The 21,743-nt window shown below is 62.2% G+C and carries 24 protein-coding genes and 1 riboswitch; of the genes, 11 read left to right on the top strand and 13 right to left on the bottom strand.

Annotated features, from left to right (window positions below; all coding sequences use genetic code 11):
* Nucleotides 1-22: 22 nt before the first annotated feature.
* From ACFWAD_RS21005 to ACFWAD_RS21020, 4 genes are all read right to left on the bottom strand, one after another.
* Nucleotides 23-1,354, bottom strand: a complete 1,332-nt coding sequence (locus tag ACFWAD_RS21005; protein ID WP_378547313.1) for an MFS transporter — start codon at nucleotides 1,352-1,354, stop codon at nucleotides 23-25.
* Between the two features lie 103 nt (nucleotides 1,355-1,457).
* A complete protein-coding gene (locus tag ACFWAD_RS21010) occupies nucleotides 1,458-2,438 on the bottom strand; it encodes a linear amide C-N hydrolase (RefSeq protein WP_378547316.1) in 981 nt (326 codons plus the stop codon).
* A gap of 17 nt (nucleotides 2,439-2,455) precedes the next feature.
* A complete protein-coding gene (locus tag ACFWAD_RS21015) occupies nucleotides 2,456-4,363 on the bottom strand; it encodes an alkyl/aryl-sulfatase (RefSeq protein WP_378547319.1) in 1,908 nt (635 codons plus the stop codon).
* Nucleotides 4,364-4,472: 109 nt separating this feature from the next.
* Nucleotides 4,473-5,876 (bottom strand): MFS transporter, encoded by a 1,404-nt coding sequence (locus ACFWAD_RS21020; RefSeq protein ID WP_378547322.1) that lies wholly within the window; start codon nucleotides 5,874-5,876, stop codon nucleotides 4,473-4,475.
* A 112-nt stretch (nucleotides 5,877-5,988) separates the two neighbouring features.
* Here ACFWAD_RS21020 and ACFWAD_RS21025 point away from each other — a divergent pair, with 112 nt between their 5' ends.
* Nucleotides 5,989-6,591 (top strand): helix-turn-helix domain-containing protein, encoded by a 603-nt coding sequence (locus ACFWAD_RS21025; RefSeq protein ID WP_378547815.1) that lies wholly within the window; start codon nucleotides 5,989-5,991, stop codon nucleotides 6,589-6,591.
* Here ACFWAD_RS21025 and ACFWAD_RS21030 read toward each other — a convergent pair.
* A complete protein-coding gene (locus ACFWAD_RS21030) occupies nucleotides 6,588-7,367 on the bottom strand; it encodes an IclR family transcriptional regulator (protein WP_378547325.1) in 780 nt (259 codons plus the stop codon). The two genes, ACFWAD_RS21025 and ACFWAD_RS21030, sit on opposite strands and share 4 nt — an antisense overlap.
* Before the next feature lie 167 nt (nucleotides 7,368-7,534).
* Here ACFWAD_RS21030 and ACFWAD_RS21035 point away from each other — a divergent pair, with 167 nt between their 5' ends.
* From ACFWAD_RS21035 to ACFWAD_RS21045, 3 genes are read left to right on the top strand one after another with little or no spacing between them, the layout of a single operon-like run.
* Nucleotides 7,535-8,302 carry a CoA transferase subunit A gene (locus ACFWAD_RS21035; protein WP_378547328.1) on the top strand — a complete coding sequence of 256 codons (768 nt, stop codon included), beginning with the start codon at nucleotides 7,535-7,537 and terminating at the stop codon, nucleotides 8,300-8,302.
* Nucleotides 8,299-8,961 (top strand): 3-oxoacid CoA-transferase subunit B, encoded by a 663-nt coding sequence (locus ACFWAD_RS21040; RefSeq protein WP_003941451.1) that lies wholly within the window; start codon nucleotides 8,299-8,301, stop codon nucleotides 8,959-8,961. The genes ACFWAD_RS21035 and ACFWAD_RS21040 overlap by 4 nt, the downstream gene beginning before the upstream one ends.
* The gene (locus ACFWAD_RS21045; protein WP_378547331.1) at nucleotides 8,958-10,157 is read left to right on the top strand and encodes an acetyl-CoA C-acetyltransferase; all 1,200 of its coding nucleotides are present in this window, start codon (nucleotides 8,958-8,960) and stop codon (nucleotides 10,155-10,157) included. Before ACFWAD_RS21040 ends, ACFWAD_RS21045 begins: the two co-directional genes overlap by 4 nt.
* Nucleotides 10,158-10,229: 72 nt before the next feature.
* On the opposite strand, the gene ACFWAD_RS21050 is transcribed toward ACFWAD_RS21045, so the two are convergent.
* The gene (locus ACFWAD_RS21050; protein WP_317551308.1) at nucleotides 10,230-10,445 is read right to left on the bottom strand and encodes a BldC family transcriptional regulator; all 216 of its coding nucleotides are present in this window, start codon (nucleotides 10,443-10,445) and stop codon (nucleotides 10,230-10,232) included.
* Nucleotides 10,446-10,556: 111 nt separating this feature from the next.
* Here ACFWAD_RS21050 and ACFWAD_RS21055 point away from each other — a divergent pair, with 111 nt between their 5' ends.
* Complete coding sequence (locus tag ACFWAD_RS21055) at nucleotides 10,557-10,964, top strand: RidA family protein (RefSeq protein ID WP_378547334.1); 408 nt, start codon at nucleotides 10,557-10,559, stop codon at nucleotides 10,962-10,964.
* Between the two features lie 22 nt (nucleotides 10,965-10,986).
* On the opposite strand, the gene ACFWAD_RS21060 is transcribed toward ACFWAD_RS21055, so the two are convergent.
* From ACFWAD_RS21060 to ACFWAD_RS21080, 5 genes are all read right to left on the bottom strand, one after another.
* The gene (locus tag ACFWAD_RS21060) at nucleotides 10,987-11,256 is read right to left on the bottom strand and encodes a DUF4235 domain-containing protein (RefSeq protein ID WP_378547337.1); all 270 of its coding nucleotides are present in this window, start codon (nucleotides 11,254-11,256) and stop codon (nucleotides 10,987-10,989) included.
* A 410-nt stretch (nucleotides 11,257-11,666) separates the two neighbouring features.
* Nucleotides 11,667-12,824, bottom strand: a complete 1,158-nt coding sequence (locus ACFWAD_RS21065) for an AI-2E family transporter (RefSeq protein ID WP_378547340.1) — start codon at nucleotides 12,822-12,824, stop codon at nucleotides 11,667-11,669.
* 64 nt (nucleotides 12,825-12,888) lie between these two features.
* The gene (locus tag ACFWAD_RS21070; protein WP_050656092.1) at nucleotides 12,889-13,365 is read right to left on the bottom strand and encodes a hypothetical protein; all 477 of its coding nucleotides are present in this window, start codon (nucleotides 13,363-13,365) and stop codon (nucleotides 12,889-12,891) included.
* A gap of 136 nt (nucleotides 13,366-13,501) precedes the next feature.
* On the bottom strand, nucleotides 13,502-13,657 hold the full coding sequence (locus ACFWAD_RS21075) for a DUF6131 family protein (protein WP_003945564.1): 156 nt from the start codon (nucleotides 13,655-13,657) through the stop codon (nucleotides 13,502-13,504).
* Between the two features lie 164 nt (nucleotides 13,658-13,821).
* Entirely contained in the window at nucleotides 13,822-14,223 is a 402-nt protein-coding gene (locus ACFWAD_RS21080; RefSeq protein WP_317829497.1) for a nuclear transport factor 2 family protein, read from the bottom strand.
* Between the two features lie 104 nt (nucleotides 14,224-14,327).
* Here ACFWAD_RS21080 and ACFWAD_RS21085 point away from each other — a divergent pair, with 104 nt between their 5' ends.
* On the top strand, nucleotides 14,328-15,698 hold the full coding sequence (locus ACFWAD_RS21085) for a DUF1254 domain-containing protein (protein WP_378547344.1): 1,371 nt from the start codon (nucleotides 14,328-14,330) through the stop codon (nucleotides 15,696-15,698).
* 52 nt (nucleotides 15,699-15,750) lie between these two features.
* On the opposite strand, the gene ACFWAD_RS21090 is transcribed toward ACFWAD_RS21085, so the two are convergent.
* Both ACFWAD_RS21090 and ACFWAD_RS21095 read right to left on the bottom strand, forming a co-directional pair.
* Complete coding sequence (locus tag ACFWAD_RS21090) at nucleotides 15,751-16,542, bottom strand: SDR family NAD(P)-dependent oxidoreductase (protein ID WP_378547347.1); 792 nt, start codon at nucleotides 16,540-16,542, stop codon at nucleotides 15,751-15,753.
* A 167-nt stretch (nucleotides 16,543-16,709) separates the two neighbouring features.
* Complete coding sequence (locus ACFWAD_RS21095; protein ID WP_230815084.1) at nucleotides 16,710-16,868, bottom strand: hypothetical protein; 159 nt, start codon at nucleotides 16,866-16,868, stop codon at nucleotides 16,710-16,712.
* 156 nt (nucleotides 16,869-17,024) lie between these two features.
* Here ACFWAD_RS21095 and ACFWAD_RS21100 point away from each other — a divergent pair, with 156 nt between their 5' ends.
* The 5 genes from ACFWAD_RS21100 to ACFWAD_RS21120 all read left to right on the top strand — a co-directional run bounded on the left by ACFWAD_RS21100 (nucleotide 17,025) and on the right by ACFWAD_RS21120 (nucleotide 21,718).
* On the top strand, nucleotides 17,025-17,882 hold the full coding sequence (locus ACFWAD_RS21100; RefSeq protein ID WP_378547350.1) for a siderophore-interacting protein: 858 nt from the start codon (nucleotides 17,025-17,027) through the stop codon (nucleotides 17,880-17,882).
* 41 nt (nucleotides 17,883-17,923) lie between these two features.
* Nucleotides 17,924-18,105: riboswitch (cobalamin riboswitch) on the top strand.
* Nucleotides 18,106-18,162: 57 nt separating this feature from the next.
* On the top strand, nucleotides 18,163-19,158 hold the full coding sequence (locus ACFWAD_RS21105) for an ABC transporter substrate-binding protein (protein WP_378547353.1): 996 nt from the start codon (nucleotides 18,163-18,165) through the stop codon (nucleotides 19,156-19,158).
* Entirely contained in the window at nucleotides 19,159-19,911 is a 753-nt protein-coding gene (locus ACFWAD_RS21110) for a class I SAM-dependent methyltransferase (protein WP_378547356.1), read from the top strand.
* Nucleotides 19,908-20,948, top strand: a complete 1,041-nt coding sequence (locus tag ACFWAD_RS21115) for a FecCD family ABC transporter permease (protein ID WP_378547358.1) — start codon at nucleotides 19,908-19,910, stop codon at nucleotides 20,946-20,948. The genes ACFWAD_RS21110 and ACFWAD_RS21115 overlap by 4 nt, the downstream gene beginning before the upstream one ends.
* The gene (locus ACFWAD_RS21120; RefSeq protein ID WP_378547360.1) at nucleotides 20,945-21,718 is read left to right on the top strand and encodes an ABC transporter ATP-binding protein; all 774 of its coding nucleotides are present in this window, start codon (nucleotides 20,945-20,947) and stop codon (nucleotides 21,716-21,718) included. Before ACFWAD_RS21115 ends, ACFWAD_RS21120 begins: the two co-directional genes overlap by 4 nt.
* The last annotated feature ends 25 nt before the right edge of the window (nucleotides 21,719-21,743 follow it).

A 21,743-nucleotide genomic window follows, 5' to 3' on the forward strand; every position in this document is an offset into this window, starting at 1 on the left:
TCGGCATTCGGAAAAGCTGCGGTCAGTCGACGAGTGCCCGCATGTGGGCATTTCCTCGCAAGGTACTCAAGGCGATCGCACTGACGGCGCACGTTGCCATCACGAAGTAGGCCGGAATATCGAGATTGGAAGTTTCCTTGATCAGCCACGTGATGATCAGACCGGCGCAGCCCGAAAAGACCGCGTTGGACAGGGAGTATGCGAGTCCCAATCCGGTGTACCGAACCGAAGTGGGGAACATCTCGGAGAGCATGGCGGGTCCGGGCCCGGCAACAAGTCCCACTGCGGCGCCGGCGGCAAACACTGCAAATCCCTTGGCTGTCAGAGACGTCTGCTCGTTCTGCAGGACGTTGAGCAGCGGCAGAGCCAAGACCAGAATTATCACGGTGCCGGTGAGCATGACCGCGCGTCGTCCGATGCGATCGCTGAGTCCACCCGCGATCGGAATGGTCACCGCGAAGCCCGCATTGGCGAGCACGGAAGCAACAAGTGCCTGATGGAAAGTCGCGTTGAGCGAACTCTGAAGATAAGTAGGCATGACGACGAGGAAGGTGTAACCGGCAGCAGACCACCCCATCAACCGCCCGATTCCGAGCAGAATCGCCTTGGCCGTCTCTCGGACAGTCGGCTGCACGACCGGCGCCGGCGCATCAGCTGTCGGTTCGGACTGGACTGATCGAGCACGCTCGAACGACGGCGTTTCTTCGAGCCGGAGCCTGAGCCACAGGGCAACCAGCCCCATCGGGAGTGCAAGGAGGAACGGGATGCGCCAGCCCCAGTCACTGAGCTGTGACGGGTCGAGGACAGTGGCGAGGAGTGCTGCGATACCCGCACCGGCGAGCAGTCCGAGTGCGACGGTGAACGACTGCCACGAGCCGTACAGCCCACGTCGTCCGGGCGGAGCGAACTCGGTCATCACCGACACTGCACCGCCGAACTCACCACCGGCCGACAATCCCTGCAGAATTCGAAGGACCGTCAAGAGAAGCGGTGCCAGAATTCCGACGCTCTCGTAGGTGGGGAGCACACCGATCAGGGTCGTCGCAGCCGACATCAGCAGAAGAACGATCACCAGGGTGGGACGTCGGCCGATGCGATCACCGAGTCGACCGAACAGCGCGGCACCCACGGGGCGGAAGAAGAACGCCAACGCAAACGACGCATACGTCTTGATCAGGCTTTCGAGATCGCCGGAACCGTCGGCGCTGAAGAAGTTCGACGCGATGATCGTCGCGAAGAACCCGTACACACCGAACTCGTACCACTCGATGAAATTTCCGACGGAGCCGGCGACGAGCGCCCTGCGCCGTTTGAGCTGCGCACCATCGTTCCGTGTCTGCACTGTGATGCCCATGCCGTCCTCCGTTGACGAAACCCGAATATGCAACAAAGTTTCATCTGAACGGAGTGTAAATGTCAAGAAGTTTCACGATTGGATCTTTGCGGCCCCGGAATCCCTATGCTCCCGCGAACGTGAATGCCTCCGCCCGCTCGAACTGGTCAGTGGAATCACCGGAATAGACGGTGCTCTCGTTCGCGCCGAGCCCGAGCTTTCGGACGGGCGTCCCCTCCGCGAGATCCATCGACGCCACGTCCACCCAGAAAGTATTCGGTGTCATCGCCGACTCGAAGAAATAGAGCGTGCGTTTGTGATCGACGACCGTACGCCAACGGGTCGACGAGATGTTGGGCTCGTCGGGAGTCGAAATACCCAGCGGCACAGACACATTCCGAATAACACTGAAGGTGGATGCCAATGCCGACCGCGGATCGTCCGTCTGCGGTATCGCATCCACATAGAACGATGCCCGCGCGAATCGATCAGCGGCACGGTTGGTTCCGGGCAGCATGACGGTTCCGTTGATCTGCTTCCAGTACTCGTTGACGGCGAGTTGCTGATCGAAGATCGGCGAATTGGTCATCACCTGGTACTCGCGACTGTGATGAATCGTCGGGCGTCCACCGACGTACTCGATGATCGCGCTGTCTCCCCCAGCGTCCGAGAGCGACATGTGCAGCGTTGCGAGGCGGTCTTCGCCGGGAACGGCAGCGGTCACTACCGTGAACGGTTCCGACGCGAGCACTTCGACCGCTTCCTGAACTGTCGCAAAGCGATCCAGGACGTATTGCGCCCACGCCGCGATCGACAATCCCGGGGTCGAACCGTCATACGTCGGGTACTCGGACTCGACCAACCACAAGAGATTGGCAGACAGCCCAGCCTCGTTGACCCCGTCGGTCGTGCACATGTCGTAGGCCGTCGCGACAACACTTCCATATTTCGACGTCCACTGTATCGAGTTCGGACCTGCGCAGCCCCCTCTGGTCATGCCGCGCGGGAAAGCCCAGAGGTTTGTTCCGAGATCGACCTTCCAATCCATCGATCGAGCAGTGATCACAGTGTCGTTGGGCCCCAAGTAGACCAAGCGTGTACACATCGAAAACTATCCCTTCGTTACGGCGTGACGATATTGAAACTGGGATCGAAGGTATCGAGCAACCCTCCCAGCGTCTCGAGCGCTGATTCGTCTCCGTCGAGCGAAATCTTCCCGGCCTTGGCCAGTTCGGCGGCCGCGCCCGGTTGCAGAAGCGCTCCCACGAGTGCCGCTTTCGGGCCCGAGACCGTCAGTTGTGTGTTCGGTGACGCGCCCTTACGTGCATTGAGGACGCCGCGCTTGACCCACGCAGTCCATGCCTCATCGCCGCGATCGGTGAACACGAAATCGATCCGCAGTTCCGCGTCGGTGGCCTTGTCGCCGATGAGATGTATTGCGACGAAGTCGAAGAGGATGTCGATGGGCATCGCGAGGACACTGTCCTGGCTCGCGGTGACATAGGGGGCGGGCTGGGCGCCTTCACGGAGCTCCAGAGCGGCCGAGAGATAGATCCCACGCCACTGTGGCCCCTCGGCTTGATAGCCCATCTGCTCGTAGACGTCGGCTTGGAGGTTCCTCGCTTCGGTGTTCTCCGGTTGCGCGAACACCAACTTGTGCAGGATCTCTGCCGCCCATCGGTAGTCCGCGGCGTCGAATGCCCGCTTGCCCTCGTCCAGGATCTTCTGCGCGCCAAGGAGATCAACGAACCTCTTCGCCGATTCGACCGGCGGATGTGGATGAAGCGACACCGGATCGCCGTCCCACATTCCCAGTTCCTTGGTGTACACGGCGCGAACGTCGTGGTGCAGAGTTCCGTGATATCCGCGGTTGTACCACTTGCGCCCGAGTTCGTCCGGCAGTTCGATCACCTCGGCAGCTTCGAGCGGTGTGTACCCCTTGTTCGCGAGACGGAGCGCCTGGTCGTGAATGTACTTGTAAGTGTCCCTTTGCGATTCGATGAACGGCACCAGGTTCTCGTTACCCCACACCGGCCACGTGTGCGGTCCGTAGTGAACAGCCGCTTCGTCTCCCCATCGTTCGAGAGTCTCGTCCAGATACCGAGCGAAGTTCCGAGCGTCGCGAGTGCGCGCGCCTCTGAGGGTCTGGATGTTGTGGAGCGAATGATTGGCGTTCTCCGCACAGGTCAGCGCGGCGAGTTCGGGGATCCAGATGTGCATTTCCTCCGGGGCCTCGGTATCCGGCGCATACAGGAACTCGAATTCCAGACCGGCGATCTCACGCTTCGTTCCGGTCTCCGTGATGCTGTCGGTCGGCGAAATATACGAGATCTGAGGGCCTTTGGTGCTGAGCACACCGATTCCGCAGGAGACTGCCCCTTTCGGGCCGAGGTCGAGCAATCCACCGAAGGCATAGAAAGACCGCCGGGCCATGGCATTGCCGGCCACAACGTTCTCACCGATTGCGAACTTGTCGAACGATGCGATCGTGCCGGGTGCGATGATCGGCACCTTTCCCGACGCAACGTCCTCGACGTCGACGATTCCTTTGACGCCGCCGTAGTGGTCGATATGGGTGTGCGTGTAGATGATTGCCGCGACCGGCTTGTCGCTGACGTGCTCGCGAATCATCTTCATTCCCTGCCGTGCCGATTCGACTCCAGCCATACAGTCGATGACGATCAGTCCCTCGTCGCCCTCTACGACCGTCAGGTTCGCGATGTCGTTGTTCCGCACCTGGTAGAGGCGATCCGTCACCTGGTAAAGCCCACCTCGGCGTATGACCTGACTCTGGCGCCACAGGCTGGGGTTGACGGTGTCGGGTGCGGGGACGTCGTCACCGATGTACGCCAAAGCGTCCGGGTCGAAGACCACATGCCCGTCGTCGCCGAGAACATTGCCCGGCAACGGAGCGATCAACCCTCGATCCGCGTCGGCAAAATCCTGCTGGTCATCCATGGCATACCGCGCGACTGCCTCGCGATTCGCCGTGACTGTGGCCGGTGTTGCGTCCTTAGGTGTCTGGCACATGGCACTCCCCGCTCGGATACGACGATCTGATACCCCATCATCTGTATCGGTTGGGCGCGCGCTTGGAATCACCCGCGCAGGGTGAAGCTCGCACGAACATGGGAGGTGATCAGCCGGGGAGTTCCTCGGAATTCCGAGATGCGAGTGCAATTAACAGGACTGCGATCCCACATCCGGCAACCAGGATCCATCCCAGCCGCGATGCCTGTGCGACGTCTACCGGTGCACTGCCGCCGATAATGCCACCGGCCAGCGCCACACCGAGAGCGGCACCGAATTGGCGTGCACTGGAAGTTATTCCACCGGCAAGCCCCGCCTGCGATCTCGGCAGCCCGTTGACGGCGGTGTTGGTGATGGGGGCATTCGAGAACCCGAATCCGATACCGAGAAACAGGTAAGCGGCCAACAGCATCGGAATCGCCGTGTTGTTGTCGAGCGAAACCAGGCACAGTCCACCGAGCGTCGTGAAACTACCGGCGATCAGCAGCGGCCGCCGTGGGCCGAAGCGTCCGACGAGTATTCCGGACAACGGCGCGCAGACCGTTGCCGCAACAGCCATCGGGAGGGTGATCGCGCCGGCCAGGGCCGGACTCATACCGCGGGAGTGCTGCAAGTAGAACGTGCCGAGCAGTAGCGTCGCGTTCAACGCCACGAACACCACGACAGCGCCGACCACAGCCGACGAGAACGGTCTGCGGCGGAAGAGTGCGAGATCCATCAGTGGCTCGCGCTTGCGTGTTTCGACGCGGATGAATGCGGCCAACGCTGCAGCAACAACGACGTACCCGGCCGTCGCCGCGGCAGAGAACCATCCGATTCGCGGACCCTCGATCAGAAGGGCGACCGCCCCGCCGACAAGAATCACCAGTAGCAACTGACCGGGAAGGTCGAGACGTCGCGACAGCTGCGCTCGGGACTCCGGTACAAACACAGCAGTCAAGACGAGCACGGCCAAGATCACCGGCACGTTGATCCAGAAAACCGATCGCCAGCCGAAACTTTCGATGAGCACGCCGCCGACGATCGGCCCTGCCGCCATACTCAGGCCGAAGACCGCGGCCCACACCCCGATCGCCTTGGCCCGCTCCTTCGGGTCGGTCATCACGTTGACCACGATCGCCAAGGCAACCGGACTGAGCATCGACCCACCGACGCCTTGGACGACCCGCGCCGCGATCAGCACCTCCACGGACGGAGCGAGTGCGCAGGCAATCGACGCCACCCCGAAAACGACAAGCCCGATCTGAAAGACTCGTCTCCTGCCGAAACGATCGGCCACCGCTCCGGACGAGATCAGCAAGCTGGCCAGGACGAGTGTGTACGCGTTGACGACCCATTCCAGACCACGGGTTCCGACGCGAAATCCCTCACCGATCGCCGGCAGGGCTACGTTGACGATGGTCGTGTCCAACCCGACGACGAACAGGCTCGTGCAGCAGATCGCCAGGATGCCCCATCGCCGCCCTGCATCAAGTCCGATCACTTGCGGTTCGATCCCGCTCGAAGGTTTCATGGTCGGACTCCATCTCTCGAAGTGCTCTGCCGTACTCGACTGTCGAAAGGATCGTTGCTCTCCAGCGTCCGAAGTCGGTAAGAATTTTGCGGAAACTGCAAAGATGGACGGCATGGATGCTGAATTCGAGCAGTTGATCACCGATATCGGGCCGAGGCTGCGCACGCTTCGACGCGATCGCGGATTGACTCTCGACGCGCTGTCCGAGGCCACCGGCATCTCCGTCAGCGCACTCTCACGCCTCGAATCGGGGAAGCGTCGTCCCACCCTCGATCTGTTGTTGCCGCTTGCCCGGGCGCACCGGGTCGCGCTGGACCAACTCGTCGGCGCTCCCGCTACGGGCGATCCCCGGGTTCACCTCACCCCGAGCCGACGCAAGAACGGCAGTGCCGTCGTTCCATTGACGCGCTATCCCGGCCGCGTGCAGGTCTTCAAGCAGGTGATCGGTCCGCGTCCACCGAAGCTGGTCACCCACGCCGGCTACGAATGGCTCTACGTCCTCGCCGGGGATCTGCGTCTCATCCTGGGGGCGAACGAGGTTCTCCTACACCCCGGTGAAGTCGCGGAGTTCGACACTGCCGAGCCCCATTGGTTCGGGCCTGCCGATGAACAGGTGGTGGAAATCTTGCATCTTTTCGGCCCGCAAGGCGAGAAGGCACATGTGCGCACGAAGGCAAAAACTACTGCTGCACAAGACCTGGTTTCCGAAAGCTAGTTCACTGCATGCGTTTTCAATCGGTTCGACAGTGTGTGAGCGTGCTCGAGGAGCAGCGTTCCCAACTCGGCATGACGCGCGGGCCGGAAGCGAGTTTCCACTCCGGTCAGGCTCAACGCCCAGGCCGGGCGACCGTTGCGGTCGAACACCGCGGCACCCATCCCCCAGCTTCCCTCGACGATGAGGGCTGGATTGACGGCGTAGCCGGTGACCCGCGTCGACTCGATTCGCTCTCGAATCGATGTCTCACTGTGAATCTCACCCCATTCCGATTCCAGATTCACCCGGGCGAAATAGTCGTCGACGTCGCGCGCCGGTAGGTGGCTCAAGATGGCAAGGCCGGCCGAAGCGACTCCCAACGGGAAACGCTTCCCCTCGTGCAGCACGTGAGATCGCAGCGGAAAACTGCCTTCCTGACTCAGGACGCAGACAGTCTCGTCACCTCGACGTGCCGACAGGAATGCGCTCTCCCCCGTGACCCGGGCAAGTTCGTCGACGACGTCACGAGCGCGGTCGGTGATGTCGTACCGATTTCCGGCCGCCGCCCCCAGGAGGTACAACTCCGGACCGAGAGACCACCGACCGGTTCGTGCGTCACGATCGACCAGTCCTTCGGCAGCCAAGGACGTAAGCAGTCGGTGCGCGGTGGGCCGAGCGAGGCCAGTGAGCTTGCCCAATTCCGTGGTGGAAGAGCCCGTTGGTTCGGACGCGCCGAGGGCTCGTAGAAGTGCCGCCACCCGCGCGACCATGGCCGGCGATTGCTCGTGAGTTGGCATGCCTTCATCCTAGCGTCCATTGAGTGAACGAAATTACTTCAGATGGTCAGTAGTCGATCAGTTCTCTGTCGATGTTCGAGATTGCTTGAACCTGTGAACTGGAGATAGTTCACTGGATACCGAAGTGAGTGAGTGTCTACTCAATGAACGCCTGGCAGGGAGAGAACATGACAGCAAAGGTGTACGAGTCCGCAGCAGACGCGGTCGCCGACATCGTCGACGGCGCAACGCTGGCAGTCGGCGGATTCGGTTTGTGCGGCATCCCCGACGTACTGATCGACGCGATCGCAGCTACCAGTGCAACCGACCTCGAGGTGTTCTCCAACAACTGCGGCGTCGACGATCACGGCCTCGGAATCTTGCTGAGCGCGGGACGTATCCGACGGGTGACCGCGTCGTACGTCGGTGAGAACAAGGAGTTCGCCCGGCAGTACCTTGCCGGCGAGCTCGAAGTGGAACTGACGCCGCAGGGCACGCTCGCGGAGCGTCTTCGCGCCGGCGGCACCGGAATCCCGGCGTTCTTCACACCGGCCGGAGTGGGTAGCCCCATCTCCGACGGCGGAATGCCGTGGCGCTACGACGCCGACGGCTCGATCGCAATCGCCTCTCCCCCGAAGGAGACTCGCGTCTTTGGCGCCAAGCGTTACGTGATGGAAGAGGCGATCAACGCCGACTACGCACTCGTGCACGCTGTTCTCGGAGACACCGACGGCAACCTCGTGTTCGACAAGACCGCGATGAACTTCAACCCCCTCGCCGCTATGGCCGGTCGCATCACGATCGCGCAGGTGGAACGCCTGGTCGAGCCCGGCGAGATCGATCCGGCGTCAGTGCATCTGCCTGGGGTGTTCGTCCAGCGCATTGTTCACACCGGACCTCAGAACAAGCGAATCGAAAAGCGAACCGTCAGCGCTTCGGAAGGAACCACACGATGACCGCACCAGTGACAGTGACGGGTTGGACGCGCCAGCAGATGGCAGCACGGGCGGCCGCAGAGATGATCGACGGCGAGTACGTCAATCTCGGAATCGGCCTTCCCACACTGATTCCCGGATACCTGGGCTCGGACGTTCGTGTGGTCCTGCACTCGGAGAACGGAATTCTCGGCACGGGACCGTATCCCACCGAGGACAACGTCGATCCTGACCTCATCAACGCAGGCAAGGAGACGGTCACCGTCAATCCGGGTGCGGCATATTTCGACTCCGCCCTCTCGTTCGGGATGATCCGCGGCGGCCACATCGACACCGCAGTCCTCGGCGGTATGCAGGTGTCGAAGACGGGCGACCTTGCCAACTGGATGGTGCCAGGCAAGATGGTCAAGGGTATGGGCGGCGCAATGGACCTGGTCCACGGCGCCCGACGCGTCATCGTCGTCATGGAGCACAACGACCGCGACGGCAACCCCAAGATCGTCGACGCCTGCACCCTGCCGCTCACCGGCCAGGGAGTGGTGAATCGGATCATCACCAACCTCGCCGTCATCGACGTGAGCGAAGACGGTCCACTCGTCCTGCGTGAACTCGCCCCCGATGTCAGCGTCGAAGACGTTGTCGCCGCAACCGGCACCGAACTGAAAGTAGAACTGGCATGACCGACACGACAACTGTGATTGTTGCGGGAGCTCGTACCCCGATGGGTCGACTCCTCGGATCGTTGAAGGACCTCTCCGGGTCCGACCTCGGCGGCATCGCCATCAAGGGCGCCCTGGACAAGTCCGGAGTCGCACCCGAGCAGGTCGAGTACGTCATCATGGGACAGGTCCTCACCGCCGGCGCCGGCCAGATGCCCGCCCGCCAAGCCGCCGTCGCCGCCGGCATCCCCATGAACGTGCCCGCCCTGAGCATCAACAAGGTGTGCCTGTCCGGCATCGACGCCATCGCCCTCGCCGACCAACTCATCCGCGCCGGCGAATTCGACATCGTCGTCGCCGGCGGGCAGGAATCGATGTCCCGCGCACCCCACATGCTCGAAAAGAGCCGCGAAGGCTTCAAGTACGGCGACGTCACGATGCGCGACCACATGGCCTACGACGGCCTCCACGACATCTTCACCGACCAGGCCATGGGCCTGCTCACCGAACAGGTCAACCAACACGAGAGCACCCACATCACCCGCGCCGAGCAGGACGCCTTCGCCGCCGCCTCACACCAGAACGCGGCCCGCGCCTGGAAAGACGGCTACTTCGACAACGAAGTCGTCCCCGTCTCCATCCCCCAACGCAAGGGCGACCCCATCGTCTTCGCGCAGGACGAAGGCATCCGCGCCGACACCACCACCGAATCCCTCGGCACACTGCGTCCCGCGTTCAGCAAGGACGGCACCATCACCGCCGGCTCCGCCTCCCCGATCTCCGACGGCGCCGCCGCCGTCGTGGTGATGAGCAAAACCAAGGCCGAAGAACTCGGCCTGACCTGGATCGCGGAAATCGGTGCCCACGGCGTCGTCGCCGGACCGGACTCCACCCTCCAGTCCCAGCCCGCCCGGGCCATCGCGAAGGCCTGCGCCAAGGAAGGTATCGACCCCACCGACCTCGACCTCGTCGAAATCAACGAAGCGTTCGCCGCCGTCGGGATCGCCTCCACCCGCGAACTCGGCCTCGACCCCACCAAGGTCAACGTCAACGGCGGCGCCATCGCCGTCGGACACCCCCTGGGCATGTCCGGTGCCCGCATCGCCCTGCACCTCGCCCTCGAACTGCAACGCCGCGGCGGCGGCATCGGCGCAGCCGCACTCTGCGGCGGCGGCGGACAAGGCGACGCACTCATCATCCGCGTCCCCAAGGTGTAATCAGTTTCTGCTGACCAAACAGGTCGCCGAGCCCTCATCGTGCTCGGCGACCTGTCTGCTTCACGCCGGAGGTTACGTCGGGTCGAGTGTCGTCAAGCGGTTACGCAACAACTTCTCGATCTCCGACCGTCGGTATCTCCGATGTCCGCCAAGCGTTCTCAGAGTTCCGACTTTGCCCTCCCTCGCCCATCTGGATACCGTGGTCCGGTCGACGTGGAACAGTGCCGCAACCTGTTTGGTCGTCAGCCACTCATCGACAGGTGCTGTGTGCTCTTCTTCTCGGCTCATTGACAGACATTCGTAGCCGCAGCCCGAATGGACGGGTCCGATGACGAATTGGCTACCCCAGGTGCGCTGTGAAAGACTCGCTGCAAACCTTTACTATTCCTTGGGGAAACTATGGCGAAGTCGGTAACTCTGATCCGTTCCACATCACTCTCTTCAGTCGCTGAATATGCCTATGCAGCAACGGCTCCCGCCGAGGCTCGACTGATCTTTCTCGCAGGATCTTGCCCGTTGAACGAGGACGGCTCCACCGCCGCCGTCGGCGACTACGCGGGACAGGCAGCCAAGGCCGTCGACAACCTCAGAACCGCCCTCTCGGACGCCGGCGCGTCCTTCACCGATGTGATCAACACCCGCGTTCTGGTGGCGTCGAGCAGTCAAGAAGACCTCGTTGCGGCATGGGAAGTAGTCCGCGACGCGTTCGGCGATCATGACGCCCCGAGCACTCTGATGGGTGTGACCGTTCTCGGTTACGACGATCAACTGGTCGAGATCGAGGCAATCGCGGCCGTCGTCGACTGAACTCGAACCGAACCGGGCGTTCCTACCGGGGATCTTCGTGAGCAAGCGCCTGATAGCCCTTTGCCCCTGCACGATCCACGGCGGCGCGCACAACAGCGAAGATGGCGCCCTGCAGGGCAGCGGCGATCAGGACTTCCCTACTCGACCTGCTCAAGTCCTTGGGCTCGGGCGCATTCTTGTCGTCACCGATGCGCTTCCACACCTGTTGGAAAACTGCACCCGCCAAAATGCCGCCCAGGACGCTCGTGGCCAGCGAGAGTGGCTTGTACATCGCTTTCGATACTGCGCTCATTGCGCGGATCCTCCGTCGTTCGACACGTACCGCCTGAGCGGCTGACCGACTCTCACTACCCCGCAGGCGAGTTGTCGAAACATCGCAGCGGCGAGACGCGAAGTCGACTGTCGCACGTTATGTTCCACGGGTTTACCACTTCTCGAGCCGGGTAAGATCGTCTTAGCGAAAGAAGGTTGTGTAAGTCATGGAAAACTACAGAATCGAACTACCGGACGGTACAACGGTGATGGAAGATTTCGTCTCGGATCGCGCCGCGATCGCATACGCGGTCGATTTGAATCACGGTTGCAGCGAAAAAGTGTCGGTATTCCGTATCACTGACGAAGGGGAAACGATCCCGACTCGGATGTGCCCCAAGCCGAATCCTGGTTCGCGGCGTCACGCGCGAGCTGTCCGATAGAAGCCAGTCAAGAAGCGTCGAGCCGAGGGAAGAGAGTTTCCCTTGCGAGCAGCAGCAAGGCCGCAGCGACCGGAATTGCCAGCAACGCACCGACAATACCGAGCAACGCTCCGCCCAACAGAACCGCGACGACAGTCACCAGTGCCGGGACCGCCACCGTCTTCCCGATGATCTTCGGGACGAGAAGGTAGTCCTCGAGCAGGCGTAGTGCGACGAAGAACGCAACAGTCGCCAATGCCGTTGGGACAGAGACTGTCAGGGAGACCAGGGCGACGATAACCCCTGCGATCGTGGAACCGACTACCGGGATCAAATCGAGCAGAGCGACCAGCAGCGCCAAGATCAACGGATACGGCACGTCGAAGATCACCAACCAGGCGAAGGTGCATCCTGCGGTGATCACAGAGATCAGAACATTGCCGAGGACATACCCGCCCACACCTGCCAGTATCTGGTCACCGATGGCGATTGCTCGCGGCCGGCGCGAATGTGGCACCAGCCGATACAGATTCGTGCGGATTCGTGGATAGTCGATCAAGAAGTACGTCGTCAGTACAGCAACGATTCCGGCGTCGGCGACTGCGCTGAACACCGCCCGCCCCGCACCGAGCAAACCCGTCGCGAGTGCAGAACCCGAACCATCCAGTTGTGTGGTGAGGTGCTGCTCGAGGTGATACTTCTCGTCGAGGTCGCTCACGATCGGATACCGGTCACGAATGTGTGTCAGGAGTTCGGGAGCGTGCGATGCGAACTGGCGTCCCTGCTCGACCAGCGGAGTGATCGCAGCAACGAGGAACAGAGCCAACATCACGGCAATTCCGAGGAGCACCACGGTGACCGCGATCCAGCGTCGGAAATTTCTCCGCTCCAGCCAGACGATCACCGGTTCGATGCCCACCGCGAGAAACAATGCGACCACGATCAGGATCAACATGCCCCGCGCCGCAAGCAACACCTCGATCACCGCGTACGTCACGGCAACTCCGGCCGCGGCGCTCAGTCCGATGAAGAACGGTGAACGACGATCGAATCTCGGTCCGGGTTCGCCCAGCGGCCGGACGGGCGTCGCCAATGCTGCGGCTTCACGTTCGGCTTCCGCCATCGGATCTATCGGTTGAACTCCGCTTTCGGAATCCGGTGATGTGTCCGCGGAACTGGGATCCATCCAAGCCACCTCACGATCCGCGCGACTTCCCGGCTCGAGGGTGAGTACCCGTGCCGCAGTCGGATCAACCTCGAGGCTTCTCCGCTCCGCTTCGTGTCAGCGCGAGCCCGGTTCCCACAACACCGATGATCGACACGGCGATGGCAATGCTCGGCCAACCGTCGCTCTGCCAGTAGACGTCGTCGAGAGTGATCAGTAGTGCGGCTTCGTCGACGATGAGTCCGAGCGCAATGCCCAGCGCGATGCCCATCCAGGTTCTTGCGCGAGGACTTCGGTCGACGAGTCCGAAGATCGCTACTCCCGCCAGCAGGAGAATTCCCCACAGGTAGTGATGCAGATGAGTGCCACCGGCGCTGATGTCGCCGACATCCCTGGTATCGATCTGGATCAACCAGGTCACCAGACGTGCTCCGCCGAACGTCAGCGTGAAGGCCACCCACGCCAGCACCAAACCGCGGCGCGATTCGTCAATTTGATTCCATCTGCGAGGGAATCTGAATCTCTCTGCAGATTTCTCTTCGTCATGATCTCGAGAAAGCATCCTTCATGTTTACCCGACGCCATTCAGAGTCAGGTTTCGGGGTGGATGCAGCGACACGTAAATCGAGAACGAAAAAGCGGTACCCGATCTCCGGAGAGATCGGGTACCGCTTTCTCAGCTACTCGCGCAGTATCGATCAATACCAGACTTTTCGTCCGCCCACTGCACGCCCCGTAGCACCGAGGATAGACAGAACTGCACCTACGACGACCAAGATGATGCCGACAGTGGTCAGAATGCTCAACCCCGTGAAAAAGCCGATCAACGCCAGAATAATGCCGAGAACAATCATGTGAGAACCTCATCCGGTATGCGTATCAAAATGATCTACTCAACTGACGCTACTACAGAAACTTCGCAATCGATAAATCCGATAAATACATTCACAAATACGAAACTCGTTTTACTACCCAATAGTGTCTCCGTTAAAACATCAGCCCTTCTTTTACTTTTCCGTCACGGCTCCACGTCCTCGATCTTCGCCTCGACCGCCGGCGTGATGTGGCTCAATACGCAGCGCCAACGACCGTCTCGTCGCGCGAACACGTCGGTGGTCCACTCGTCGGCGTCGTACTGCCTGCCGTCGTAGTGCGCAGTATTGGTGATCCGCGTGGTGAACAGTGCAACGTCACCGAAGAAACGCACGCGAGCGCTCCCGACGCGGTCCATCGCCGAATGCGTCAGGTCACCCGAGGCCACGAAGCCCAGAAACTCCGCTTTGGTCGACACCCCGGATTCCGAGACGATTACCCAGTCGTCCGCCATGAAGTCGCCGATCCGTTCGGCGTCGTTCGAGCACATCGCGACATTCCACTCGTCTGCGACAGCGATCAACGCCGCACTCTCCTGATCCGACATGTCTTCTCCCTGTCGTCGGGGCGTCACCCCTGGCGGGTGATGCCCCGACGACAGGGTTCCCGCAAGGTGGACTTCGAACCGACGTGAACGACGAGAGGGCAGAGATGACCGACACCAGCCGCACCGAGCTTGCAGCTCAGGCGTATATCTACGGATTTCCCCTCGTTTTCAATCTCGACCAGGTCCATCGGTACGTTCACGACGGTGTCGGAGCGAACCCCGCCGCACCTTTCAACACCTTCAGCCACGCCCGCACACTCGCCGGCCCGGCAGACACTTTTGTCACGATCAACAACGACACCGTGTATTCCATGGCGCAGATCGATCTCTCTGTCGGCCCCGTTGCTCTGCACGTCCCCGATACCGATGGCCGTTACTACGTCCTCCAGTTCGTCGATGCCTGGACAAACAATTTCGCCTACGTCGGGCACCGTGCCACCGGTACGAAGAGCGGAGACTTCCTTCTCGTCCCACCCACCTGGACGGGAACCCCGGCGGCCCAGACCACGGTGATCAGATTTCCCACGAACATTGCGTCCATCGTGGGCCGGTGGGCATGCGGTGGCGGCGACGACCTCCCCGCGGTGCACGCCTTGCAGGACGCCACCACCCTGACCGTCGCCGACTCCACCGGGACCCCGGCCGGTCTCCCAGTCCCCGACGCCGGGGTAAGCCAGGACCTCCTGTTCCTCGAGAAACTCCGCATCTGGTCACAGGCCTTTCCGCCGGCCCCGCGCGATCGAGAACTCCAGGAATCGTTCTCGCCGATCGGCATCAACGAGCCCGGTGCTTCTCCCTATACCTCACACTCTGCCGACTCGCTCTCTGCCGACTCACTCTCTGCCGACGAGGCGGCCGCGTTGGCTGACGGATTGACGATCGGCGAGAAGAACCTGCTCGAGGCCCTCACGAAAGGCTCCAGCCCCGAAGTCAACGGATGGAAGCTCACATTCCACGCCTTCGACTACAACCTCGACTACTTCGAGGTCGGCACAATCGACGATCCACAATTCAAGATCGCCGATCCCAGGTTGCGCATCGTCGAACGCGCCGCGGCTGCCAAGGGCGGGCTGTGGGGCAACCACCCTTACGAAGCGGCGTACATCATGACCTACGTCGACGATCAGGGCGAGCAGTTGAACGGAACGCATACCTACACAATCAAACTCGACCCCACTCCGCCGGTGCGCGCCTTCTGGTCGCTGACGATGTACTCGGTGCCGGACTTCTTCCTCGTGGCGAACCCCGTAGACCGATACTCGATCGGCGACCGCACTCCAGGAATCGTCCACGACGCCGACGGTGCGTTGACGATCACGATCAGCCACGAGGAGCCGAAAGATCCCACGGCGAAGGCGAACTGGCTGCCCGCCCCGCGCGGGGATTTCCGACCGGTACTGAGAATGTACGAACCTTCGCCCGCCGTGCTCGATCAGTCCTACGTCGTCCCCGCCATCACTCGCTCGCGAGAATGACGGCTCGCGTCTGACGGCCTGCCTGGGGGTAGGCCGTCAGACGGACTCAGAATCAGGCGTGTGTGCCGCCGTCGACACGGATCTCCGTGCCCGTGATGAAGGCACCATCGTCGGATGCCAGCATCGCGATAACTCCCGCAACACTTTCCGGCCCGGCCATGGGGGCACCACTGGACTCCAGATCAGTGCTCAGAATCGGTGACAACTTGCCGAAGAGCGACCAGTCGGTGTCTTCCGGCAAGTACGACGCCGTGGTGTCGGTGATCCCGCTCTTCACACTGCCTGGAGCCACCGCGACGGCACGCAGACCCTGCTTGCCGTATTCGAGAGCCAGTGCGTGAGTGAAGGACTGGATTCCTCCCTTACTCGCGGCATACGCGGCCATGTACGGGTGCGCGAAGGCAGCGGAGGTGGAACTGAAATTCACCACGACTGCGTTGCCGGTGACGAGGAGAGCTGGCAGTGCCTGACGAGTGACGAGGAAAGTGCCCGTCAAGTTCACGGAGAGCACCTGATTCCACAGGTCCAGCGAGGTCTCGTGGGTGTGCCCACCACGCAGTATCCCGGCGGCGTTGACCAGTACGTCCAATCCCCCGAGAGTCGAAATCGCCTGACCCACAGCCTCGATGACGGAACTCTCGTTACCGATATCGACGACGAGGGTGTCGAGGCGATCCTCCGTCGAAGCATGTTCTGCCGATTTCCGGGTGTTCGCCAAACCCTGCTCGGAGATGTCGGCAGCGACCACTCGGCCACCTTCGGCGAGCAACCGCAGCGCGGTGGCCTGCCCGATTCCAGATCCTGCGCCGGTGACGAGAATACGACGACCTTCGAAACGATTCATTGCTGTGTACCTTTCACGAAAACGAGTTGGCTGGTATTCCAGGCGCGGTGGCGCCGACACTCACAAACTCACCCGCGAGAAACTTCAGGTACGGGAAATGCGCAGCACTGCAACAGGTGTGGCACTGCGAAATCTCAGCGAGGCAATGCCCGCCGAAGTGGCGAATGTCAGACGGATCCGGCCGGTGCGGCCAAGGCTCTTTCGATCCAGACGAGACCAGAGGGGCGGCGGTCGATCGCCTTACGCCCCCGTCGGAATGTCGCTACGCCGAATCGGGCCGTGCGCAGTGCACGGCCGGAAGCGAGAGAAGAGCGGCGTATGGACATCACAAGCACGGTAGCAGCGCGAGCACAGGTCGCTCAAACGCGTTGTTCGCGGAGCGTGTCATTTCAGGTAAGCAGATGTCGCTTTCGGACAACTTCAATTACTTAGGCAGCACTAACCTGATGGCACCTCGACAATCCGATCCAGGAGCGCAACCGATGACACATGCAGACGCCACGAGTACAACAACTTCCCCGACGACCGTCCTACGCACCGCCGACCACAATCGCGGACTCAACGACGTTCTCGCGATCGTCGAGGCAATGGAGCGACCGAGCGACCATCTGCTGCGGATCACTGCTCGCTTGAGCGAGTCGACCGACGATCCGACCTGGTCACGCCCGAATGTAACCGTACGGATGAATCTCGGGCCGGCCTTCGACGACGCTTCGCGCGTGTACACGGTGCGTTCCTACGATTCAGCGAGCGGATCGATCGTCATCGACGTGGTCCTGCACGGACAGACCAGTCCGATGATGAGATGGGCGGCGGCGTTGACCGTCGGCGACACCTTCGGCCTCACCGGTCCGCGGCCACACTTCTTGATCCCTGATGTTCCCGGTCGACGTATCGCACTCTTTCTGGACGGCACCGCAATACCTGCGTTGCACTCGATCATCGAGCAGTTGCCTACCGACGTCGCCGGAATCGGCTGGGTCACAACAGATGACGAGGTCGCCTTCGCCGAACTACCCACCCTCCCCGGGCTGGAACTTCACCGCGTCAGGGTCGATCTCGCCGAGCCCGACGGCCCACTGACGACGCGGGCGCGCGAGCTCACCGATCCCGAGAGCTACGTCGTATGGGGCGCCGGTGAACGCAGTGAGATGCGCGCAATACGGAAGCACTTTCGCTCGACCGTCGGACTCGACAAGGACGACGTTGCGATATTCGGGTACTGGAAGCAGGGCATCAGCAACACCGAGATCGACCTCCGTCGACGCGAGAACTACGAGCGCATCCTCGCCGACGGCGGATCCCTGACCGACATCGACGACCTGGCCATCGAGATCTGATTGCCTCACACTGGCCGACCTGACCGGCAGTGCACTGCGGTGATAAGTTCCTCTGTGCCAGCAGACCTCCACACAGGGGGTCAGGGAATCCGGTGTGAATCCGGAACTGACGCGCAGCGGTGAGGGTGACCGCCCGGGCTTACGCCACTGGATGAGAATCTGGGAAGGCGCTCGGGTGGGGCGATCTCGAGTCCGAATACCGGCTGGCAGCAGGGGTCAACAGGCGCCTGTTCACACGGTAACGGGCTCCGCGTACGAGCCCCTGCGAGAACGAGATTCCATGCGTCTGTCCAGACTTCGCCTACCCGCCGCTGCCGTTGCAGCCCTGTTGGGCGCATCGTTGGTTGCCTGTTCCTCCGACGACAGTGGTGCCGAACAATCCAGCGCCTCAGTCCAGAATTGTGGCCGAGACGTCACGGTGGAGCGACCGATCGAACGGGCGATCGCGGTAAATCAACCGGCGGCCGAAATGCTGTTCGCGCTGGGAGTGCAGGACCGGATGGCCGGCTACGCCATGAGCGATGACGACGTCCTCCCCGAACTGCGCGAGGCGCGTGGTCAGGTGAAGGCCTTCGACACCGAGTTCCCGTCATTCGAGAGTGTCCTCGAACGCGAACCCGACATGGTCTACACGACCTTCAACTACACGTTCACCTCGGAAGGCATCGCCGACCGGACCAAGTTCACCGACCTCGGTGTCGCGACATATCAGTCTCCCAGCGAGTGCACCGGTCAGGATGCCGAGCAGAGCAAGGCCCTCACGCTCGACGACTTGTACGACGAAATCGACGACGTGGCAACACTGTTCGATGTCAAGGACAAAGGTGTCGAGCTCACCGAGAGTTTGAAGGATCGCGCGGCCACCGCCACGGCGGCACTGGGAGCCGAAAACGTAACGCTGGCGTGGTGGTACGCCGCCACGAAGACTCCGTACTTCGCCGGGTGCTGCGGTGCACCGGGAATCATGACCGACGCGGTGGGTGCGAAGAACGCCTTCGACGACAACAAGCAGTACTGGCCCGAAATCGGTTGGGAGAGTGTGCTCGATCGAGACCCGACCGTGCTGGTGCTCGCAGATCTCGACCGCGGTGGAGACGGCGACAGTGCCGCAGACAAGATCGCGTTCCTCGAATCGGACCCGGTCGCCAGCAAGCTCACCGCAGTGAAGAACAAGCGTTACATCATCCTCGAAGGCACGACGATGGATCCCTCGATCCGCAATGTCGGTGGCATCGAACAGCTCTCCGACGGGCTGCGCCAGTTGGGTGTGGTCTAGATGTCCGCGGAGATCAGAGAACTGGTGTGTCAGTGGGACGACCAGCAAGCGGCATACATCGCCGATCGCGAGAAGCGCTTCGACGTGATTCTCGACGTTCTCGAATTGCAGTACGCGCAGACACCCTTCACGGTCGTCGACCTCGCCTGCGGGCCGGGTTCACTGAGCGCCCGGATCCTCGAGAAGTTCGAGCACGCCGGCGTTGTGGGAATCGATTACGACCCGATGCTGCTGGAGCTCGCCCGCCAGTCGTCGACTCGTTTCGGTGACCGACTGCAGCTGATCGACGCAGACCTAGCAGGCGCCGATTGGCCGACTGCGGTCACTGCGCCGGTTCAGGCGATCGTGTCGACGACCGCGCTGCACTGGTTGCAACCGCAGCAGCTCGTCGAGGTGTACCGGCAGTGCCGCGAACTGCTGAGCCCTGACGGTGTGCTGCTCAACGGTGACCACTTTCGCTTCGACAGCCGCTCCCCCGTCATGAGTCGATGGGCGAAAGCTCACGACGAGCAGACACAACGCTCCGCTTTTGCGACCGGTGCTCCCGAATGGGACAGCTGGTGGGACGGGCTGCGGGCCACTCCCGGCATCGGGGCACTGACCGGCGAGCGTGAGCGCAGATTCGCCGGACGCGACGCCACCGCGCCCACTGCCGTCGACTTCCAGTTGGCGGCGCTCGCGCAGGCGGGTTTTCGGGAGTCGGGAACGGTCTGGCAACTGTTCGACGACTACGTGGTCTACGGCGTGAGATGACGACAAGCGTTCGGCTGCGTGACAACCCGAAAGCCGTCACCCTGCTGTGGGTGATCGGTGTTGTCGCGCTGGCCGGGTCGGCCGCCGTGGCGATCACGTTGGGGCCGGCCGGTCTGTCGGTCGGCGAGGTGGCCTCGATCGTCGTGGGCCATCTCGGCGGTACCGCGGCGGACGTCACCCCTATTCGCGACGGAATCGTATGGGATCTCCGTCTGCCGCGTACTCTGCTCGCCGCGCTCTGCGGTGCCGGCCTCGGGTTGTGCGGAGCGATCATGCAGTCTCTGCTTCGTAATCCACTGGCCGATCCCTTTGTCCTCGGTATCTCGTCCGGCGCCTCGACCGGCGCCGTTCTGATCGTGATCCTCGGAGTGGGGTCAGGGGTGGTCGGACTGTCGAGCGGCGCCTTCATCGGCGCGGTGATCTCCTTCGCACTGGTGCTGCTGCTCGCCCATGCGGCCGGCGGCACACCGGATCGGGTGATCCTGGCCGGAGTCGCCGCGACCCAACTGTTCTCCGCGCTCACCTCGTTCATCGTCATCACCTCGGCTGATCCAGAGCAGACCCGCGGTGTGATGTTCTGGCTCCTAGGCTCACTCGGCGGCGCCGACTGGCTCGATGTCGCGCTCTGCGCAGCGGTGGTGGCAATCGGCCTGGTGGTCTGTCTGACTCACTCCCGTGCACTCGACGCGTTTGCCTTCGGTGAGGACGCCGCGTCGTCGCTGGGAGTGAACGTGTGGCGGGTACGGCTGACCTTGCTACTGGCAACAGCTTTGATGACCGCAGTGATCGTGAGCGTCGCAGGCGCCATCGGCTTTGTGGGCCTCGTCCTCCCGCACGCGGCGCGCGCTCTCGTCGGTTCGAACCACCGCCGACTCCTGCCCGCATCGGCACTGATCGGCTCCATCTTCCTGGTCTGGGTCGACGCCGTGGCACGCACAGCCATTGCGCCGCAGGAACTCCCGGCCGGTGTGGTGACCGCGCTGGTCGGTGTGCCTGCGTTTGCCGTCATCCTCTGGAGACGGAAGGCCAGGCCATGACGCTCGAAGCTACCGGTATCAGCTGGCGGGTCGGCGGGGCGCTCATAGTCGACGACATCGCCGTCTCCCCCACCACCGGAAGTACGGTGGGGCTCCTCGGCCCAAACGGTTCGGGAAAGTCGACGCTGCTGAAACTTCTTGCCGGGCAGAATAGTCCGACGTCCGGAATGGTGACCCTGGACCGAACTCCGTTGTCCGACTGGAAACGGCGCGACGTCGCGCGCCGAATCGCCACCGTCGACCAGCACAGCAACACCGAGATTGATCTGACTGTTGCCGAGGTCGTCGAACTCGGACGCACACCGCACCGCGGTCTGTGGGGCGGGCAGTCCGATTCCGATCGTGACGCCGTCCGCGCAGCGATCGAACACACCAACCTCGCCGGCATGCTGGACCGGTCGTGGCACACCCTGTCAGGCGGGGAGCGACAGCGCGTCCAGATCGCACGCGCCCTCGCCCAGGAACCCCACGAGTTGCTACTCGACGAACCGACAAATCACCTGGACATCAACCACCAACTCGAATTGCTCGCGCTCGTGCGACGCCTGCCCACCACCACGATCATGGCGTTGCACGATCTGAATCTGGCCGCCATGTTCTGCGATTCGATAGTGATGCTGAACCGGGGATCCATCGTTGCCCACGGAAGCCCGACCGAGGTCCTCACTGCCGACCTGATCGCCGAGGTCTATCAGGTCGACGCCGAAGTACGCCTTGATGGTCCCGGGGGCGCACCCACCGTGCGATACCTTCCGCCTTGCCACATGTAACCGTTCCGAGTGCCAATATGGATAC

This window comes from Rhodococcus sp. NPDC059969, from assembly GCF_042738325.1.
Lineage (GTDB): Bacteria > Actinomycetota > Actinomycetes > Mycobacteriales > Mycobacteriaceae > Rhodococcus_F.

What these genes read in the sequence shown, in the direction of transcription:
- ACFWAD_RS21005 (WP_378547313.1), bottom strand. Translation starts at nt 1,354, where the DNA reads ATGGGCATCACAGTGCAGACACGGAACGATGGTGCGCAGCTCAAACGG.
- ACFWAD_RS21010 (WP_378547316.1), bottom strand. Translation starts at nt 2,438, where the DNA reads ATGTGTACACGCTTGGTCTACTTGGGGCCCAACGACACTGTGATCACT.
- ACFWAD_RS21015 (WP_378547319.1), bottom strand. Translation starts at nt 4,363, where the DNA reads ATGTGCCAGACACCTAAGGACGCAACACCGGCCACAGTCACGGCGAAT.
- ACFWAD_RS21020 (WP_378547322.1), bottom strand. Translation starts at nt 5,876, where the DNA reads ATGAAACCTTCGAGCGGGATCGAACCGCAAGTGATCGGACTTGATGCA.
- ACFWAD_RS21025 (WP_378547815.1), top strand. Translation starts at nt 5,989, where the DNA reads ATGGATGCTGAATTCGAGCAGTTGATCACCGATATCGGGCCGAGGCTG.
- ACFWAD_RS21030 (WP_378547325.1), bottom strand. Translation starts at nt 7,367, where the DNA reads ATGCCAACTCACGAGCAATCGCCGGCCATGGTCGCGCGGGTGGCGGCA.
- ACFWAD_RS21035 (WP_378547328.1), top strand. Translation starts at nt 7,535, where the DNA reads ATGACAGCAAAGGTGTACGAGTCCGCAGCAGACGCGGTCGCCGACATC.
- ACFWAD_RS21040 (WP_003941451.1), top strand. Translation starts at nt 8,299, where the DNA reads ATGACCGCACCAGTGACAGTGACGGGTTGGACGCGCCAGCAGATGGCA.
- ACFWAD_RS21045 (WP_378547331.1), top strand. Translation starts at nt 8,958, where the DNA reads ATGACCGACACGACAACTGTGATTGTTGCGGGAGCTCGTACCCCGATG.
- ACFWAD_RS21050 (WP_317551308.1), bottom strand. Translation starts at nt 10,445, where the DNA reads ATGAGCCGAGAAGAAGAGCACACAGCACCTGTCGATGAGTGGCTGACG.
- ACFWAD_RS21055 (WP_378547334.1), top strand. Translation starts at nt 10,557, where the DNA reads ATGGCGAAGTCGGTAACTCTGATCCGTTCCACATCACTCTCTTCAGTC.
- ACFWAD_RS21060 (WP_378547337.1), bottom strand. Translation starts at nt 11,256, where the DNA reads ATGAGCGCAGTATCGAAAGCGATGTACAAGCCACTCTCGCTGGCCACG.
- ACFWAD_RS21065 (WP_378547340.1), bottom strand. Translation starts at nt 12,824, where the DNA reads ATGGATCCCAGTTCCGCGGACACATCACCGGATTCCGAAAGCGGAGTT.
- ACFWAD_RS21070 (WP_050656092.1), bottom strand. Translation starts at nt 13,365, where the DNA reads ATGCTTTCTCGAGATCATGACGAAGAGAAATCTGCAGAGAGATTCAGA.
- ACFWAD_RS21075 (WP_003945564.1), bottom strand. Translation starts at nt 13,657, where the DNA reads ATGATTGTTCTCGGCATTATTCTGGCGTTGATCGGCTTTTTCACGGGG.
- ACFWAD_RS21080 (WP_317829497.1), bottom strand. Translation starts at nt 14,223, where the DNA reads ATGTCGGATCAGGAGAGTGCGGCGTTGATCGCTGTCGCAGACGAGTGG.
- ACFWAD_RS21085 (WP_378547344.1), top strand. Translation starts at nt 14,328, where the DNA reads ATGACCGACACCAGCCGCACCGAGCTTGCAGCTCAGGCGTATATCTAC.
- ACFWAD_RS21090 (WP_378547347.1), bottom strand. Translation starts at nt 16,542, where the DNA reads ATGAATCGTTTCGAAGGTCGTCGTATTCTCGTCACCGGCGCAGGATCT.
- ACFWAD_RS21095 (WP_230815084.1), bottom strand. Translation starts at nt 16,868, where the DNA reads ATGTCCATACGCCGCTCTTCTCTCGCTTCCGGCCGTGCACTGCGCACG.
- ACFWAD_RS21100 (WP_378547350.1), top strand. Translation starts at nt 17,025, where the DNA reads ATGACACATGCAGACGCCACGAGTACAACAACTTCCCCGACGACCGTC.
- ACFWAD_RS21105 (WP_378547353.1), top strand. Translation starts at nt 18,163, where the DNA reads ATGCGTCTGTCCAGACTTCGCCTACCCGCCGCTGCCGTTGCAGCCCTG.
- ACFWAD_RS21110 (WP_378547356.1), top strand. Translation starts at nt 19,159, where the DNA reads ATGTCCGCGGAGATCAGAGAACTGGTGTGTCAGTGGGACGACCAGCAA.
- ACFWAD_RS21115 (WP_378547358.1), top strand. Translation starts at nt 19,908, where the DNA reads ATGACGACAAGCGTTCGGCTGCGTGACAACCCGAAAGCCGTCACCCTG.
- ACFWAD_RS21120 (WP_378547360.1), top strand. Translation starts at nt 20,945, where the DNA reads ATGACGCTCGAAGCTACCGGTATCAGCTGGCGGGTCGGCGGGGCGCTC.